Annotated in this window: 12 protein-coding genes; 8 read left to right on the top strand and 4 right to left on the bottom strand. The window is 44.8% G+C overall.

The annotated features are described in order from the left end of the window. Positions 1 to 48 precede the first annotated feature (48 nt). Positions 49 to 1,833: a 30S ribosomal protein S1 gene (gene rpsA / locus P0M11_RS12385; RefSeq protein WP_158064439.1), complete on the top strand. Its 1,785-nt coding sequence runs from the start codon at positions 49 to 51 to the stop codon at positions 1,831 to 1,833. Between the two features lie 105 nt (positions 1,834 to 1,938). Further along, positions 1,939 to 4,491 carry a T9SS-dependent M36 family metallopeptidase gene (locus P0M11_RS12380; RefSeq protein WP_275625958.1) on the top strand — a complete coding sequence of 851 codons (2,553 nt, stop codon included), beginning with the start codon at positions 1,939 to 1,941 and terminating at the stop codon, positions 4,489 to 4,491. Between the two features lie 70 nt (positions 4,492 to 4,561). Here the strand turns inward: P0M11_RS12380 and P0M11_RS12375 are convergent, their stop codons facing one another. Further along, entirely contained in the window at positions 4,562 to 6,358 is a 1,797-nt protein-coding gene (locus P0M11_RS12375; protein ID WP_275625957.1) for a hypothetical protein, read from the bottom strand. A gap of 236 nt (positions 6,359 to 6,594) precedes the next feature. Then, the gene (gene rplS, locus P0M11_RS12370; RefSeq protein WP_158064436.1) at positions 6,595 to 6,948 is read right to left on the bottom strand and encodes a 50S ribosomal protein L19; all 354 of its coding nucleotides are present in this window, start codon (positions 6,946 to 6,948) and stop codon (positions 6,595 to 6,597) included. A 282-nt stretch (positions 6,949 to 7,230) separates the two neighbouring features. Here rplS and P0M11_RS12365 point away from each other — a divergent pair, with 282 nt between their 5' ends. Then, the gene (locus tag P0M11_RS12365; protein ID WP_275625956.1) at positions 7,231 to 7,935 is read left to right on the top strand and encodes a CoA transferase subunit A; all 705 of its coding nucleotides are present in this window, start codon (positions 7,231 to 7,233) and stop codon (positions 7,933 to 7,935) included. A 789-nt stretch (positions 7,936 to 8,724) separates the two neighbouring features. Here P0M11_RS12365 and P0M11_RS12360 read toward each other — a convergent pair. Continuing rightward, positions 8,725 to 10,509: an ABC transporter ATP-binding protein gene (locus tag P0M11_RS12360; RefSeq protein ID WP_275625955.1), complete on the bottom strand. Its 1,785-nt coding sequence runs from the start codon at positions 10,507 to 10,509 to the stop codon at positions 8,725 to 8,727. A 118-nt stretch (positions 10,510 to 10,627) separates the two neighbouring features. Here P0M11_RS12360 and P0M11_RS12355 point away from each other — a divergent pair, with 118 nt between their 5' ends. Both P0M11_RS12355 and P0M11_RS12350 read left to right on the top strand, forming a co-directional pair. Further along, positions 10,628 to 11,281, top strand: coding sequence for a CoA transferase subunit B (locus tag P0M11_RS12355; protein ID WP_275625954.1), 654 nt, complete (start codon positions 10,628 to 10,630; stop codon positions 11,279 to 11,281). 99 nt (positions 11,282 to 11,380) lie between these two features. Continuing rightward, complete coding sequence (locus P0M11_RS12350; RefSeq protein WP_158064432.1) at positions 11,381 to 11,752, top strand: cupin domain-containing protein; 372 nt, start codon at positions 11,381 to 11,383, stop codon at positions 11,750 to 11,752. Here P0M11_RS12350 and P0M11_RS12345 read toward each other — a convergent pair. Next, entirely contained in the window at positions 11,749 to 12,522 is a 774-nt protein-coding gene (locus tag P0M11_RS12345; protein WP_275625953.1) for an exodeoxyribonuclease III, read from the bottom strand. The genes P0M11_RS12350 and P0M11_RS12345 overlap by 4 nt on opposite strands. Positions 12,523 to 12,778: 256 nt before the next feature. Here P0M11_RS12345 and cphA point away from each other — a divergent pair, with 256 nt between their 5' ends. The 3 genes from cphA (at position 12,779) to P0M11_RS12330 (ending at position 15,901) form a co-directional block, all read left to right on the top strand. Further along, positions 12,779 to 15,037, top strand: coding sequence for a cyanophycin synthetase (cphA, locus tag P0M11_RS12340; protein WP_275625952.1), 2,259 nt, complete (start codon positions 12,779 to 12,781; stop codon positions 15,035 to 15,037). A 190-nt stretch (positions 15,038 to 15,227) separates the two neighbouring features. Further along, the gene (locus P0M11_RS12335) at positions 15,228 to 15,545 is read left to right on the top strand and encodes a Type 1 glutamine amidotransferase-like domain-containing protein (RefSeq protein WP_275625951.1); all 318 of its coding nucleotides are present in this window, start codon (positions 15,228 to 15,230) and stop codon (positions 15,543 to 15,545) included. Between the two features lie 32 nt (positions 15,546 to 15,577). Beyond that, entirely contained in the window at positions 15,578 to 15,901 is a 324-nt protein-coding gene (locus tag P0M11_RS12330) for a hypothetical protein (RefSeq protein WP_275625950.1), read from the top strand. Positions 15,902 to 15,964: the final 63 nt, after the last annotated feature.

The following is a 15,964-nucleotide window of genomic DNA, read 5'->3' as shown; positions in this document are numbered from 1 at the left end:
TGCACATTGAGCCAAAGGTTGAAAGAGAAGGGATACAAATTTTTTATTATGTCTGAAAATAAAGACGCGGTTCTTATGAACCAAAACGTAGCACCTGAGCAATTTGACTGGGATTCTTTTGAATCCGGACTGGATGCTGATGCAAGAAAAGAGAAGAGTGATCTTGAAGAAATCTACAACGGATCTCTTACCAGCCTTGCAGACAATGATGTACTGACAGGTAAAGTAGTCAGACTGACTGACAAAGAGGCGATCGTTGACATCAACTTTAAGTCAGAAGGTGTTATTTCTCTGAATGAATTCCGTTACAACAGCGGCCTGAAAGTAGGTGACGAGGTTGAAGTAATGGTAGACAGAAGAGAGGACAAAACTGGACAGCTTCAGTTATCTCACAAAAAAGCCAGAACACTTAAGGCTTGGGACAGAGTGAACGAGCTGCACGAAACCGGCGAAATCGTAAACGGTTACGTAAAATCAAGAACTAAAGGAGGTATGATCGTGGATATTCACGGTATCGAAGCCTTCTTACCGGGATCTCAGATTGATGTGAAGCCTATTAAGGATTACGATCAGTTCGTAGGTAAAACAATGGAATTCAAGGTGGTTAAAATTAACCCGGAGTTCAAGAACGTTGTTGTATCTCACAAAGCGCTTATTGAGGCGGATCTTGAAGGTCAGAAAAAAGAAATTATTGCTCAGCTTGAAAAAGGTCAGGTTCTGGAAGGAACTGTTAAAAACATCACTTCTTACGGTGTGTTTGTGGACCTTGGCGGTGTTGATGGACTTATCCACATCACTGACCTTTCCTGGAGCCGTGTTAACCATCCGTCAGAGATTCTTGAAGACGGTGCAACGGTTAAAGTGGTTATCCTTGATTTCGATGATGAGAAAACAAGAATTCAGCTTGGTATGAAGCAGCTTGAAGCTCACCCATGGGATGCGCTTTCTGCAGATTTGAAAGTTGGAGATAAAGTAAAAGGTAAAGTTGTTGTCCTTGCAGACTACGGTGCATTTGTAGAAATCGCTCCTGGTGTTGAAGGTCTGATCCACGTTTCCGAAATGTCATGGTCTACTCACCTGAGAAGTGCCGGTGATTTCGTAAAAGTTGGCGACGAGGTTGAAGCTGAAGTTCTTACACTGGACAGAAGCGACAGAAAGATCTCGCTTGGTATCAAGCAACTTAACAAAGATCCTTGGGAAAATATCGAATCTAAATACCCTGTTGGTTCCCAGCACGTAGGTACAGTTAGAAACTTTACAAACTTTGGTGTTTTTGTTGAACTTGAAGAAGGAATTGACGGTCTGATCTATATCTCTGACCTTTCCTGGACCAAGAAAATCAAGCACCCATCAGAGTTCTGCGCAGTTGGAGACAAGCTGGATGTTGTGGTTCTTGAATTGGATACTGCTTCCAGAAGACTTTCTTTAGGACACAAGCAACTTCAGGAAAATCCTTGGGATAAGTTTGAAACCAAGTATGCTGAAGGAACTGTACATTCAGGAAAAACTACAGATGTATTCGACAAAGGAGCTCAGGTTCAGTTTGAAGATGCAGAAGTTGAAGCTTTCTGTCCGTCCAGACTTCTTGAGAAAGAAGACGGTTCTAAAATCAAGAAAGGTGAAGAGGCTCAGTTCAAAGTAATTGAATTCAACAAAGAATTCAAGAGAGTTGTAGTTTCCCACACCGGAATTTTCAGAGACGAAGAGAAGAGAAATACACGTGAGTCTAACTCCAGACCACAGGTAACTTCTACAGGTAACGAAGAGAGAGCAACTCTTGGAGATATCGACGCTCTGGCTGAACTTAAAAAGAGAATGGAAGGCGGCGAATAAGCTTTTCAGACCTGATATATTGAACCACCTCTTTCGGGGTGGTTTTTTTGTGGGTTGTGATCACCTTATTTCTAAATATTGTAAATTCGGTGTTATTTCATACCTATGAGAAAACTGATACTTTCGGCTTCACTTCTGCTTACTTTTGGCTTTCTGCAGGCTCAGGATCACCGGAGAATTATAGAAGATTTTCTTAGGAAAGATCCTGCGGCCCGCCACATGGGAAAAATTCCGGACTTTGTTATTCAGCAGGAAGATTATTCCGGGTCCATGAAGGCTACCGTACTTAAACTGCAGCAAACGGTCAATGATATCCCGGTTTTCAACGGTTTGGCAACGGCTTTGGTAAAAGAGGGTAAAGTTCATTATTTTTCAGATCAAATGATAAAGTCCGCCGGTTTACCGGTGCGTAGCGCAAAAACCATACTGCCTGAGGCAGCGCTGCAGGCCGCATTTAAGCAACTGAATATTCAGGATCCCGAAAAATATACATTGGCCGGCTTCAGTGACCCAACCTCCGGTAAAGTGGCGAAGCAGCGTACGGTCTATTTCAATAAGGACGGAAATCTTGTTTTAGGCTATGAATTTCACTTTCATGAGGCCGGCAGCAGCAGATACTGGGATATTATTGTCGATGCAGAGACTGCAGAATTTCTACATAAGCAAAACCTGACCTTATCCTGCACATTTAACCACGCTGTTAAGCCGACCGAGCACCCGGGTGGCCAATCCGGTAGTGATGGCGACAATTCAAAGTTCTCTGTCGCAGCCCCGGACAATGCTTCCTATAATGTCTTTGCCTTACCGGTGGAAAGTCCCAATTTCGGTTCGCGTTCGGTGGTTTCAAATCCCTGGTTCACCGATGCTTCTCCCGAAGGCTGGCATTCCGACGGTGCTGCGCACTATACTACAACGCGGGGCAATAATATCTATGCTTATGATGATGTTGCGGGTAATAACAATCCCGGTTTCTCGCCTGATGGAGGACCCGCACGCCTGTTCGATTTCCCGCTGCAGACAGGCCTGCCAACGCAAAACAGTCTGGCAGCGGCCATTACCAATCTTTTTTATACCGGAAATAAAACCCATGACATCTTCTACCGGTTGGGTTTCAATGAAAATGCGCGGAATTTCCAGACCAATAATTTTGGAAAAGGTGGTTTAGGCAATGATGCGGTACTGGCAGAAGCTCAGGACAGTTCAGATCTTAATAACTCAAACTTCTCTACGCCGCCCGAAGGCACCAATCCGCGAATGCAGATGTTCCTCTGGACCCCCTCGTTTGTGCAGCGCCTTTTCTACAACAGTCCTGCGAGTGCGGTTCCGCGGCAGCCCAACAGCAGGACAGCAGAGTTCGGTCCGCAGCTAACAGCTTCCGGAATTACCGCAGATGTTATAATTTCTCCTGTAGCCGATGCCTGCACCCCTGTTGCACCGGCTTCTATGGCTGGCAAAATAGGCCTCGCCGAACGCGGTGGCTGTAATTTTACGGTTAAGGTGAAGAATATGCAGGAAGCGGGAGCTGTAGGTGCCATTATTTACAACAATCCGGGAGCCACCAACTTTGGCAATATGGGTGGAACAGACGCTTCCATCAGCATTCCGTCGGTTCTGATTGAAAATTCTGAGGGTGAATTCATCAAAACAACACTTACTGCCGGTACCGCGGTTAATGTAACTTTAAAGCATGACCCCTCTCAGGACCAGTATGCCGATGCCGCTTTTGACAACGGAATCATTATCCATGAATATGCTCACGGAATCACCAACCGTCTCACGGGAAACGGATACTCCTGCCTGAACAAGGAAGTGTCCGGCGAGCAGATGGGCGAGGGGTGGTCTGATTTCTTTGCCTTAATGCTGACCAACCAGCCAAATGCCACCGCGTCAGTACCCAGGTCGGTTGCAACCTATGCGGCGGGACAAACCAGCACCGGAGTGGGTATCCGTCCACGGTTTTACTCACCGGATTTTGGAATCAATGATTATACTTATGCCAGAACAAACGGAATGGAATTCCTGGAAGACGGTGTAATGACACCTGACGTACATTCCGTTGGATTCGTTTGGGCTACCATTTTATGGGATCTTCACTGGAAATATGCGGAAAAATACGGATATGCCTCCGATGTGATGATCAATTCCGACAACGGTAGTACCAGAGTGCTGCAAACTGTGATGGACGGAATAAAACTCCAGGAATGTAATCCAACTTTTCCGTCGGGAAGGGATGCAGTTATCGCAGCCGATATCGCAGCCACGGGCGGCGCTAACCGCTGCATGATCTGGGAAACCTTCGCTAAGCGCGGAGTGGGACTTTACGCCTCTGCGGGCAGCAGAAAAAGTATCAATGACCAGACTGAAGATTTTACAGTACCCGATGAATGTAAGGCGGGTAACACAGCTGCCACAGAATTTAACCTCTATCCAAATCCGGCTGATGACCGGTACTATATCGACTTTCCGCTAACAATGTTGGGGAAGGTCAGTATCGAAATTTATGATTCCTCCGGCAGGCTTGTAAGAGCAGAGCAAAAGCTGGTGGTGAATGTAAAACAGGAATTTTCGTCGCGGCACTTGCTCAACGGAGTGTACTTTGTAAAAATAAAAGGAAGTGGCGGCGAAAAAGTTTTAAAACTGATTGTCTCAAAGAAATAGCTGGCCATACGGGTGCATAAAAAGTTGGGCGGGACCATTTTAGTCCCGCCCAACTTATGAAGTTGTAACTTTATGAGGCCTGCATATTCACCAGCTCTGTTTCATAGCTGGACAGCTGTGCAAGGATAAGCGACCTGTCCTTGCTGAAAAATTTTGATTCTGCAAATAGACTTTTATAGTAAGAAATTCCCAGCAGCAGGTTGGATTTAAATGTCTCCCACTTCTTGATTTGCTGTGCGGTAATTTCCACTGCATTTTGCAGCTGTCCGGCCAGATTATCAATATACAGACTCAGTTCTTTAAGCAGAACGTTAGGACGCTGCAAGTGGTTTTCAGCGGATTTTTCACCGTAGATGTGCTGTACCATCTCTTTCAGAGTATACGTTTTACTGAAATAAGCCATATTTGGACCGGGGCAGATCACGACTCCCTGTGCCTGACCTTTCACGGGTAGTCCCAGTTCAATATAGGATGAATTGGCCAGACCAACACACAGACAAGCCTTTTCCGTAATCGTGCTGTAGGCACTGTGGTACTGTTCTGCGGGAAGTCCGCTTTTACGCTCATTCAGTTCCTCGATTTTTCTGTCCTGATATTTTCGGGAAGCAGTACAAATTCCTTCAGCCTCATATTCCTTACTCAATGCCAGATATTTCTTGGGACAGGAGCTTCCGGCCTTGCCGCTGTGTGCGCGTTTGCTTTTTAGAATCTCATTACTGGTGCCCCGCAGCGTGTTGAAGGGTACGCCCAATGGTGAAATATTACTCAGATAGAGGTCCTCTTCGCGCGCTTTTGCGAGGAGCATCCTGGTTTCGGTATCTACAGACGTGGCTTCCGGCACCAGCAGGAACGGTGATCCCCAACCTACAGAATCCATTCGGTAGTGTTCCAGCAGGAACTGATGCTCTTCTGCGGTTCCTACACCTCCCTGAACAGTATATTTTACGGTTGGAATTGCGGTCGGTACAGCAAGATTCTTTGATTGAAGTGCACTGCAATACAGTTGGTAAGCAGTCTCTTCAAGTTCCTGTCTGCGCGTCCGGAATTCCTCCAGGATCGGCCCCATCAGAAGTCCCTCGGTCGCAAAAGCGTGGCCGCCACAGTTCAGACCGGATTCCACCCGGAATTCGGATACCCAAAGGCCTTTCTTAGCCAAAAAGTTGGCCTGAACCATTGCCGAGCGGAAATCACTTACCTTGATGATTATTTTTTTACTGAATTTCCCTTCAGCATCGGGATAAAACTCTGGGAAGGTCTCCATATAGCTGTACAACCGGGGATTCATCCCAGCTGAAAATACGACGGAAGAGCGGGTAGTACTGTTTACAAAACCACGCAGTGCGGCATGCGCATCGTTGTAAATGGTGGGCAGCTGCTCCTTTCCGCTGAAGTTGTCCTTGTCTACCTTGGTCATAATGTTTACATCAATACTTCCGGGGCGGAAATAGTTATCCAGTACGGACTTTACTTCGCTTATGTTCTGCCTGCCCGTTGATACTGCCTGAAGAAGTTTTTCTTTTAAAGCTGAAGTAGAAGGTAAGATGGACATGAATTCCATCAGTTTACCGTGTGTTTCAGAAAGTTCCTTTTTGTAGTTTTCAAACTTTTCAGTGATTACATCATCCATCAGGTTTAGGTAATTGGTAATCCTTTTTGCACGGTAATCCTCCATCTTCTGCGTGACTTCCCGGTAGGGCCGTTTAAATTTGTCTGAATAAAAGGCATTCATCTTTTCAATAAGATCATCATCCATAATGGAGATCACAGAATCGATTCCGTACTGGGCTACACGCAGCGGACTGTCGATGGAGAATGCCAGACCCATTACAGGAATGTGAAAGGTGTGGGCATGTTTAATGTCTGTCATAAAAATTTCATGGTTTTTAGTTTCATTGAGGCAGTCGCTAGTACCGGTGACCGTTCTCTTTGAAAAATATTATGTTGTACACAAATATACCTAATGCCCGAGGTGTGAATCTCCGGAATGGAAATGATATTTATCTGCTTCCCGAAATTTATAATGGTTACAATTAAATTCTTAATGTATGGTAAAACGAAAAAACCATCGGGAATTCCGATGGTTTTAATATTGTAAAGTCTGAATTACTTCTTGTAGGAAGCGTCTTTAATTCTGGCTTTCTTACCTCTAAGATCGCGGAAGTAGTAGATTCTTGCTCTTCTAACTTTACCTCTTCTGTCTACCTCAATTTTCTGAAGTGCAGGCAGGTTGATTGGGAATACTCTCTCTACACCAACATCACCACTCATTTTTCTGATGGTGAAAGTCTTGGTAGCTCCAGTTCCTCTCAGTTGGATTACAGTACCTTTAAAGAACTGTGTTCTTGTTTTGGCACCTTCCTTAATTTCGTAGTAAACGGTGATGGTGTCACCCGCTTTGAATTCCGGGAATTCTTTTTTAGCAATGTACTTCTCCTGTACGTACTTTAATAAATCCATTTTTTTAATAAAAAAATTTTTGTCAAGCTAAGCAACATTCACGTCCTTCGTCAGAGGTTGGTTAACAGGCTGCAAAAATAAGATAAATTCCGCTTATCCGCAAAAGTTATATCACTATATTCTGAAAAAAGATTACGTCATATAAATTATTGAAACAATCATTATCTGACTTAAAAATCAATGGCGCTGTCTGAGGGATTTTATTCGGCTAAGGCTGATATGTGCGGGGCTGAGATTCCAAAAAAAACCTTAATTTTATTGGCAGAAAATTCACACCTCATTATGATCGATAAAAGAGTAAAGAACGCGCAGGAAGCTATTGAAGGTATAAAAGACGGAATGACGCTGATGCTGGGCGGCTTCGGCCTTTGCGGAATTCCGGAAAACACCATCGGTGCATTGGTAGACAGCAATATCACCGGTCTGACCTGCATATCCAATAACGCCGGAGTTGATGATTTTGGTTTGGGCCTGTTGCTTCAGAAAAGGCAGATAAAAAAAATGATTTCTTCCTATGTAGGTGAGAATGCGGAGTTTGAGCGGCAAATGCTTTCCGGCGAGCTGGAAGTGGAACTGGTACCCCAGGGAACGCTTGCCGAAAGGAGCCGTGCAGCCCAGGCTGGCATCCCAGCATTTTACACGCCTGCCGGTTATGGTACCGAAGTAGCCGAAGGCAAAGAAACCAAAGAATTCCATGGAAAAATGCATATTCTGGAGCACGCATTCGAGGCTGATTTTTCAATCGTAAAGGCCTGGAAGGGAGATCATGCTGGTAACCTGATCTTCAAAGGATCGGCACGTAACTTCAACGCACCTATGGCAGGTGCCGGTAAGATAACGATTGCGGAAGTGGAGGAGTTGGTAGAGCCGGGAGAACTGGATCCGAATGAAATCCACATTCCGGGAATTATGGTTCAGCGAATCTTCCAGGGCGAAAAATTTGAGAAAAGAATTGAACAGAGAACGGTTAGAAAACGCGAAGCGTAAACTGATTTATAACAAATATAGGAACGGGCTATGGCCCGTTTTTTTCGTTAATAATAATCCCAAGTCGAACGGAATCAGCAATAATAACCTATCTCACGATTTACATAATGAATTGAAGGCTTTTCGAAAAACTGGTGTTTAAAATGTGAGAACGTGTAAATTCCGGTAAGAAGTTTACAGAAACATTTACTGGAATAGATTCATGCGGCTTAAGGAACTGCCTTATTGATGGTCTGTTATCTTTCAATAGGACTTGCCTGTTGTTTTAAGATAAGTTCCCGGAGGCATGACCGGTCATGTACTGGTTTAATAAACCTTATTGTTCCCTTCTAATTTGATTCGGATGGTTCTTGATTCATTCTGGTGTTCAGAGTGCTGTTTGACTTCAACCTAAGCTGGTATATTTTTGTTGAATAAGAAATGAATGTCAACAGAATTATGGGGTATTCCGGTAAAATTGGCAGTCAAGCCCTTTTGGCTAAAACTTTATTCCTTAGGATTATCCGGGGTGCTGTCTGTATTTACGCAATGCAAACACAGCGATGGAAATATAGAGGGTGGCACACAGAATTATAATGATGTGGTATGTATTATCTCTCGACGAATCCCAATTTAACAGGTATCTTAACAACACAATTAATCCTCCAATGATCATCCAGATCGGAACAGCTCTCCTGGATTTTGTATTCATATCCTTCTTATTTTTGATAAAGATATAGAATAACCTGTTAATTACAATTTGATTATTGATCTGCAGTAGTTCAAAGTCTTTTAATGTTAACCTGTGTCCTACTTTCTTTCACCAATCTGCTGTCTCCACATCGCATAATAGAGTCCTTTCTCGGATATGAGGTCCAGGTGTGAGCCGGTCTCGATCACATTACCGCGTTCCAGCACATAGATCCGGTCGGCATGCATAATGGTACTTAACCGGTGGGCAATAAGGACCGTAATCTGGTCTTTTTCACGCGAAATATCTCTGATGGTGGCTGTAATTTCCTCTTCGGTAATGCTGTCCAGGGCAGAAGTGGCTTCATCAAAAATAAGTAGATGAGGTTTCCTCAATAATGCTCGGGCAATGGCAATCCGTTGTTTCTCGCCGCCACTAAGTTTCAATCCCCCTTCGCCAATTACGGTTTCAATCCCGTTTTCTGCACGCTGCAGAAGTCCGGTACAGCTTGCCTTCTTCAATGCCAGGTTCAGATCTTCCTCTGTAGCTTCGGGATTCACAAACAATAAGTTTTCGCGGATGGTGCCTGCAAAAAGCTGCGTGTCCTGGGTTACGAAACCAATCTGATTCCGCAGTTCATCGAAGTCAAAGGCTTTGCCGTCTATCCGGTTGTACAGGATATTGCCTTCTTTCGGGCGGTAAAGGCCGACAAGGAGTTTTACCAGTGTGCTCTTTCCCGAACCACTGGGACCCACAAATGCAATGGTTTCGCCGCTTTTAACCCGAAATGAGATCCCGTTCAGTGCCTTATAATGTGCAGTCTGATGCTGAAATGAGACACTCTGGAATTCAAGATCCTCAATTGCCCCTATATGCTCCGGATGCAGTGGTTTTTCTTCCGCAGGTTTCTCCATGAGTCTGTCGAAGTTGTGGAGTGAAGCCTGGGCTTCGCGGTAGGAGATGATGATATTGCCGATTTCCTGCATAGGTCCGAAAATAAAAAAGCCGTAGAACATCAGTGAGAGGTATTGTCCCGGTGTCACAATGTCGCGGAAAATCAGGAACAGCAGCGTGAAAGTGATCATTTGCTGCAGGAAGTTCACCATGGTTCCCTGAATGAAACTTAAGGAGCGTATCCTTTTTACTTTTTTCAGTTCAAGTCCGAGTATCTTATACGTATTGCTGTTCAGACGCTTCACTTCCTGTCCTGTAAGACCCAGACTTTTAACGATTTCAATATTCCGCAGGCTTTCTGTGGTACTGCCCGCCAAACTCGTGGTTTCGCCCACAATTGTTTTCTGGATATTCTTAATCCTTTTGCTGAGCAGATTGGTGACAAATGCAATCAGGAAAATCCCCACCGTATACACCGGCATAATGGACCAGTGCAGCTGTATGGCGTAAATGGAAACGAAAATGATGCTTACCAGAATCCCGAAAAATACATTGATGAAACTGGTGATGAATTTTACTGTGTCCTCCCGTACTTTGGTCAGGATGGATAAGGTTTCACCGCTCCGCTGGTCTTCGAATTCCTGATAGGGCAGTGCCATGGAATGCTGCAGACCGTCAGTGAAAATCTTCGCTCCATATTTTTGGGTGATCACGCTTACCGTATAATCCTGCAGTGCTTTGGCGATCCGGCTCACCATTGCTGTGCCGATAAGCAGGCCCAGGAAGTAAAATACACCGTTATACACCGCACTTCCGTACAGATACTCGTTCAGTGTTCTGGGTAGGGTGCCTTCCGCATCGAAAGTATGCGGATGGGTAACAAGTTCATCCAGGATATTACCGGTGATGGCCGGCGCGAACAGGGAAAAGACCTGGTTTACGGTAGTTAGCAGCAGCGACAGCGCAATAAGCCATTTATGAGGTTTGAGATAATGGAAGAGGGTTTTCATTCAGGATAATCGTATCTGCAAAAATACTCATAAATCTGCTGAATATATCACCAACTAAATCTGCCGGAATTTCCGTATTATTTCCAAATTGAGTAAATTGCCCTGAAAAAGTAGAAGCATGCTCACAAAAGAACAAATCGCGCAGAGAATATCAAAAGAAGTTAAAGACGGTTATTATGTAAACCTGGGAATCGGGATTCCGACACTGGTGGCTAATTATGTACCTGAAGATATTTCTGTGGAGTTTCAGAGTGAGAACGGTGTTCTCGGGATGGGCCCCTTTCCGTTTGAGGGTGAGGAAGATGCGGACCTTATCAATGCAGGAAAGCAAACGATTACTACGCTGCCGGGTGCATCCTTCTTTGATTCCGCATTCAGTTTCGGTATGATTCGCAGCCAAAAAGTAGACCTTACCATTCTGGGCGCAATGGAAGTGGCCGAGAACGGAGATATTGCCAACTGGAAGATACCGGGTAAAATGGTAAAGGGTATGGGCGGTGCCATGGATTTGGTGGCTTCGGCCGAAAATATCATTGTAGCCATGATGCATGTAAATAAAGCAGGTGAGAGCAAAATTTTGAAAAAATGTACACTTCCTTTAACCGGCGTGGGCTGTGTGAAGAAGGTGGTAACGGAACTGGCGGTCATGGACATTACACCAAACGGATTCAAACTGCTGGAGTGTGCTCCGGGCGTGAGTGTGGAAGATATTGTGAAAGCAACCGAAGCAGATCTGATTATTGAAGGAGAAATTCCTGAAATGCAGTTTTAAGTCCACACTGATCATACAGGAAGATCCTTTTCATTATTTGAGAAGGATTTTTTTGTTAAATTTGGTTGTGCTGGTAATTAAGCCTGCTATGCTGTTAAAATGAAAAAATATACTATTCAGAAGTCCCCATTTGTAGTTCCCACTACAGACGGTAAACTCATAGAAGAGATTTGGGGTCACTCTACCGGCCACCCGGAAATCTCCATTGCCCATATGCTGGCACCGCCACACTGGAGTGAGCCACACCAGACACCGGATTTTGATGAATATACTTACATTATAAAAGGAAAGAAGCAGTTTGAAATCAATGGGGAAATTCTTGTTCTGGAAGCCGGACAAAGCATCCGGATAGAGAAGGGTGCCCGTATACGCTACAGCAATCCATTTGATGACGAATGCGAATACCTGGCCGTCTGTCTTCCTGCTTTTTCAATGGATTTGGTGAATAGGGAAGAAAACGAGGCAAACTAGTTTTGCCCTGCGTTTAATTCCACCATCACCGGACAATGATCGGAATGTCTTACTTCTTTTAAAATTACTGCACGGGTAAGTCTTTCCTTCATACCGTAGGTAACGAAATTGTAGTCCAAACGCCAGCCTTTGTTACGCTCGCGGGAATTCTGCCTGTAGCTCCACCACGAATAATTATCAGGCTGGTCATTAAAGAACCGGAAACTGTCGATGAGTTCGCATTCATCAATAAAGCGTGTTAACCATTCCCGCTCGACAGGCAGAAACCCCGAAACGTTCTTAAGGCCCGTAGGATTATGGATATCAATTTCCTTATGACAGATATTGAAGTCGCCGGAAATAATAAGATTTGGAATTGATTTCTTAAGTTCCTTTATATATTCCAGAAAATCATCACAGAATTCCAGTTTAAAACCCAAACGGTCTGCATTGGATGCCGACGGCACATAGACGGAGATAACGGAAAAATCTTCAAAATCAGCACGGATAATCCGACCCTCATTATCGTAGTGTTCAATTCCACAGCCATATTCCACGTGCATAGGTTTCACTTTGGATGCAATGCCCACACCGGAATATCCTTTTCGCTGCGCACAGTGCCAATAGCTGTGATAACCCAGTTTTTCCAGACTTTCAATATCAATCTGGTCATTGCCGGCTTTGCTTTCCTGGATGCAGATAATATCCGGATCAGCAACTTTAAGCCAGCCCAGAAAATCTTTTGTAAAAGCCGCACGGATCCCGTTTACATTGTAAGAGATAATTTTCATGCCTGCAAAAATACTGAAGAATAGCCATTCCAACTATATAAATTCAAGTTGTAAAGTAAGGATTAACCAATTTTTTATAAACCTCGGCTGGCACTTCATTTGATGCGTTTCAGCCATACTTACGAACTTTTCCAAGTTAAGGGACTGCGTTAATGCTGCGATCCTTAGTAAATTATGATCCTACGGCATATTCGCAGTTTTTTGTATACCCGGCAATTTTTTCTGGGGGTCCGTTTAACCTACATATCCTGGTCTAATGAATATTACTAGAAATTCTTTACCTGAGAATACTGAAGATCTTTCATCCGGTGTCTATCGGTCTACTGCAAATTCGGAACTTAATCATTATCAGCCGGGAAGCACATTGGCACGCCTGCGAAACACTGACGGTCTCGGACCCAGTACCCTCTCTATAATCATGGAGGCTGAAAAACGTGGAATTCCGTGGAGACGGATGGATGGCTGTTCAAAGATAATGTTGGGTTATGGCAAGAATCAGCAAATCATCCGGGCCACAATCACCGGAAAGACTTCCTGTATTGGTGTGGAACTCGCCGATAATAAGCAGGAAACAAAAAACGTGCTTAAGCAGGCCGGAATACCGGTACCGGAAGGATATGTTTGCAGTGAAGAGGGAGAACTTCTTAATGCTCTTTCGGAGCTCCAGTTTCCTCTGGTTATTAAACCGCTGATTGCCAATCATGGCAGAGGGGTATCTGTAAATATTACGAACGAAGTAAATGCGCTACAGGCATTTAGAAATGCGCTGAAAATATGCTCCAGGGTTATTGTGGAACGATACATCAGAGGACATGACCACCGGCTTCTTCTGGTGAACGGAAAACTGGTTGCAGCAGCACACCGGATTCCGGCTCATATTGTGGGCGATGGAAAGTCGACTGTACATCAACTTTTAACTAAATTGAACGGCAATCCTGAACGAGGCGAGGGTCACGAGGCGGTGTTGACCAAAGTCAGCGTCAATTGTGATACTGAAAATCTTTTGAAGCAACAGGGTTATGGTTTTGATGCAGTAGTTCCGGGGGGGCAGACTGTTTTCCTGAAATCAACAGCCAATCTGAGTACTGGCGGCATAGCGGCCGACGTAACCGATGAGGTACATGCTGAAAACCGGTTCCTGGCCGAGCGTGTAGCAGCACTTATGAACCTTGATATCTGCGGAATTGACGTGATTGCGCCCAGCCTTGCTGTTCCACTTTCAAAAAACGGCGGTGCGGTAATTGAGGTTAATGCGGCGCCGGGTTTCCGTATGCATCTCGCGCCATCAATTGGCGAGCCCCGCAATGTAGCTGCCGCGGCGGTTGATATGCTTTTCCCGCCCGGTTCAGAAAGTCGGATTCCCATTCTTGCGGTTACCGGAACCAACGGTAAAACAACTACTGCAAGGCTGCTGGCACATATCGCGCAGAACGCTGGATATAATCCTGGCTTTACTACAACTGACGGCGTTTACATTTCCGGTTTTAAAATTATAAGCGGCGACTGTTCCGGTCCGTCCAGTGCCTCCACCGTACTCGCTGATCCTTTGGTGGATTTTGCAGTACTGGAGACTGCACGCGGTGGCATCCTGCGCTCAGGACTCGCCTTTGAGTCCTGTGATGTTGCCGTACTGACCAATATCGCGGCCGACCACCTTGGGCTGAAAAACATCAACACATTGGAAGAACTTGCTGAGGTAAAGGCATCCTTATTACGAAGCGTCAAAAAGTCGGGTTGGGCAGTTTTGAATGCTGATGATGAGCATTGTATTCGCATTGCGGCAACGCTGGACTGTAATATTGCCTATTTTGCGATGGACAATTCCGGCGAAATCCTGCAAAATCATATCTCAGAAGGTGGTTTGGCCATTACAGTAGTAGATCACAACGTTATAATCTATCACAATTGTCAGGCAGAAACTCTACTGAATTTAGATCATATTCCTCTTACAATGCAGGGAAAGGTACGCTGTATGACCGCGAATGTACTGGCTGCCGTGGCTGCAGCTTTTGCCTACGGCATTTCATCGGAACATCTCCGTGCTTCACTCAAATCCTTCCGGCCGGGTCCTGAACTTACTCCGGGGCGTATGAACCTCTTTGAACTGAATAGATTTAAAGTACTTGTTGATTATGCACATAATCCTCACGGAATGACGGAGCTACAACATTATCTTAGTCAGGTTTCTGCCCGACAGAAGGTGGGAATTATCGCAGGAGTGGGGGACCGGCGCGACTGTGACATCATTGAACTGGCAGGTATTGCTGCCCACTGTTTTGACCATATCATTATCCGTCAGGACGATAATCTGCGCGGGCGGACCTTAGACGAAATGAACAGGCTCATGATTCAGGGAATTACTGAATCCGGTGCTGAAGTCTCCTATGAACTAATCCGCGATGAGAAGGAAGCTATCCGGCAGGCCATGGCCAGGGCACAAAAAGATGATTTTATTGTGGCTTTGTGCGATGATTATCCTGGAGTTACAGAAATCATCAAGGCTCATCAAAACTGATTTTATGTTTTTAAATAATCTTCAAAAATAATGAAAGCTAAAGTATTGGTTATTGGAGGTGCTGAAGACCAAAGCGGAAAAAAAGACCGTTTTTAAGATATTTCCATTATGGAACGATTCGTCAGCGAAACACGGGTGAAAAAACGGTCGAATCGAGATTTTAACATCGGCCTCATCTGTACCGGAAGAAATGGGCCGCGATTATATAAAAGCCTTTTATAAATTAGGTGCTGATAACTGTGGTTTTCTGAATGTGGAAAACAGGTCGCAGGCTGCTGACGCTGCCATACTTAAACGGCTTAAGGATTGTGATGCCTTATTTGCGACAGGCGGTGACCAGCTGGCGCTTACATCTACAATAGGAGGCACTGCCTTTTACTTTTTGCTTAAAGAAAAATTAGAAGATTCGGATTTTATTTATGCCGGAACCTCCGCCGGCGCTGCCGCATCATCAGAAATTATGATTATCGAGGGGGAAGTACGGAAGCCACGTATAAAGGGGAGGTGATCGCAACGACTGGTCTTCGCCTTGTCAATAATATGGTTTTTGACACACATTTTATTGAACGCGTGCGTATTGCAAGGCTTTTTGAGGTGGTCGTCAGTAATCCGGCTGTGCTGGGTGTGGGACTGGAAGAAAATACAGCACTCCTGATTCACCGCGACAGGATGGAAGCCATGGGCCCCGGAATGGCCATTATCCTGGATGGCCGTACTATCTCTCAAAGCAATATACTTGAAATTGTAACTGGTGCACCTTCGTCTATAGAGAATATGACCCTCCATCTGATGAGCCAGCATGATATTTTTAATTTAAAGAAAATGCAGCTGGAAATTAACAACCCACCAAAGGCAGAGGTATAGATGCGTGAAGCAGGCTGTTAACTTTTAAAACAGAACTTAGAATGAGAATAGACCTGGATTCAT

The sequence above is a fragment of the Kaistella sp. PBT33-4 genome (genome assembly GCF_029194425.1).
GTDB lineage: Bacteria > Bacteroidota > Bacteroidia > Flavobacteriales > Weeksellaceae > Marnyiella.
The sequence above is the reverse complement of the archived record's forward strand: the minus strand, read 5'-3'. Positions and strand labels throughout refer to the sequence as shown.

What these genes read in the sequence shown, in the direction of transcription:
- rpsA (WP_158064439.1), top strand. Translation starts at nt 49, where the DNA reads ATGTCTGAAAATAAAGACGCGGTTCTTATGAACCAAAACGTAGCACCT.
- P0M11_RS12380 (WP_275625958.1), top strand. Translation starts at nt 1,939, where the DNA reads ATGAGAAAACTGATACTTTCGGCTTCACTTCTGCTTACTTTTGGCTTT.
- P0M11_RS12375 (WP_275625957.1), bottom strand. Translation starts at nt 6,358, where the DNA reads ATGACAGACATTAAACATGCCCACACCTTTCACATTCCTGTAATGGGT.
- rplS (WP_158064436.1), bottom strand. Translation starts at nt 6,948, where the DNA reads ATGGATTTATTAAAGTACGTACAGGAGAAGTACATTGCTAAAAAAGAA.
- P0M11_RS12365 (WP_275625956.1), top strand. Translation starts at nt 7,231, where the DNA reads ATGATCGATAAAAGAGTAAAGAACGCGCAGGAAGCTATTGAAGGTATA.
- P0M11_RS12360 (WP_275625955.1), bottom strand. Translation starts at nt 10,509, where the DNA reads ATGAAAACCCTCTTCCATTATCTCAAACCTCATAAATGGCTTATTGCG.
- P0M11_RS12355 (WP_275625954.1), top strand. Translation starts at nt 10,628, where the DNA reads ATGCTCACAAAAGAACAAATCGCGCAGAGAATATCAAAAGAAGTTAAA.
- P0M11_RS12350 (WP_158064432.1), top strand. Translation starts at nt 11,381, where the DNA reads ATGAAAAAATATACTATTCAGAAGTCCCCATTTGTAGTTCCCACTACA.
- P0M11_RS12345 (WP_275625953.1), bottom strand. Translation starts at nt 12,522, where the DNA reads ATGAAAATTATCTCTTACAATGTAAACGGGATCCGTGCGGCTTTTACA.
- cphA (WP_275625952.1), top strand. Translation starts at nt 12,779, where the DNA reads ATGAATATTACTAGAAATTCTTTACCTGAGAATACTGAAGATCTTTCA.
- P0M11_RS12335 (WP_275625951.1), top strand. Translation starts at nt 15,228, where the DNA reads ATGGGCCGCGATTATATAAAAGCCTTTTATAAATTAGGTGCTGATAAC.
- P0M11_RS12330 (WP_275625950.1), top strand. Translation starts at nt 15,578, where the DNA reads ATGGTTTTTGACACACATTTTATTGAACGCGTGCGTATTGCAAGGCTT.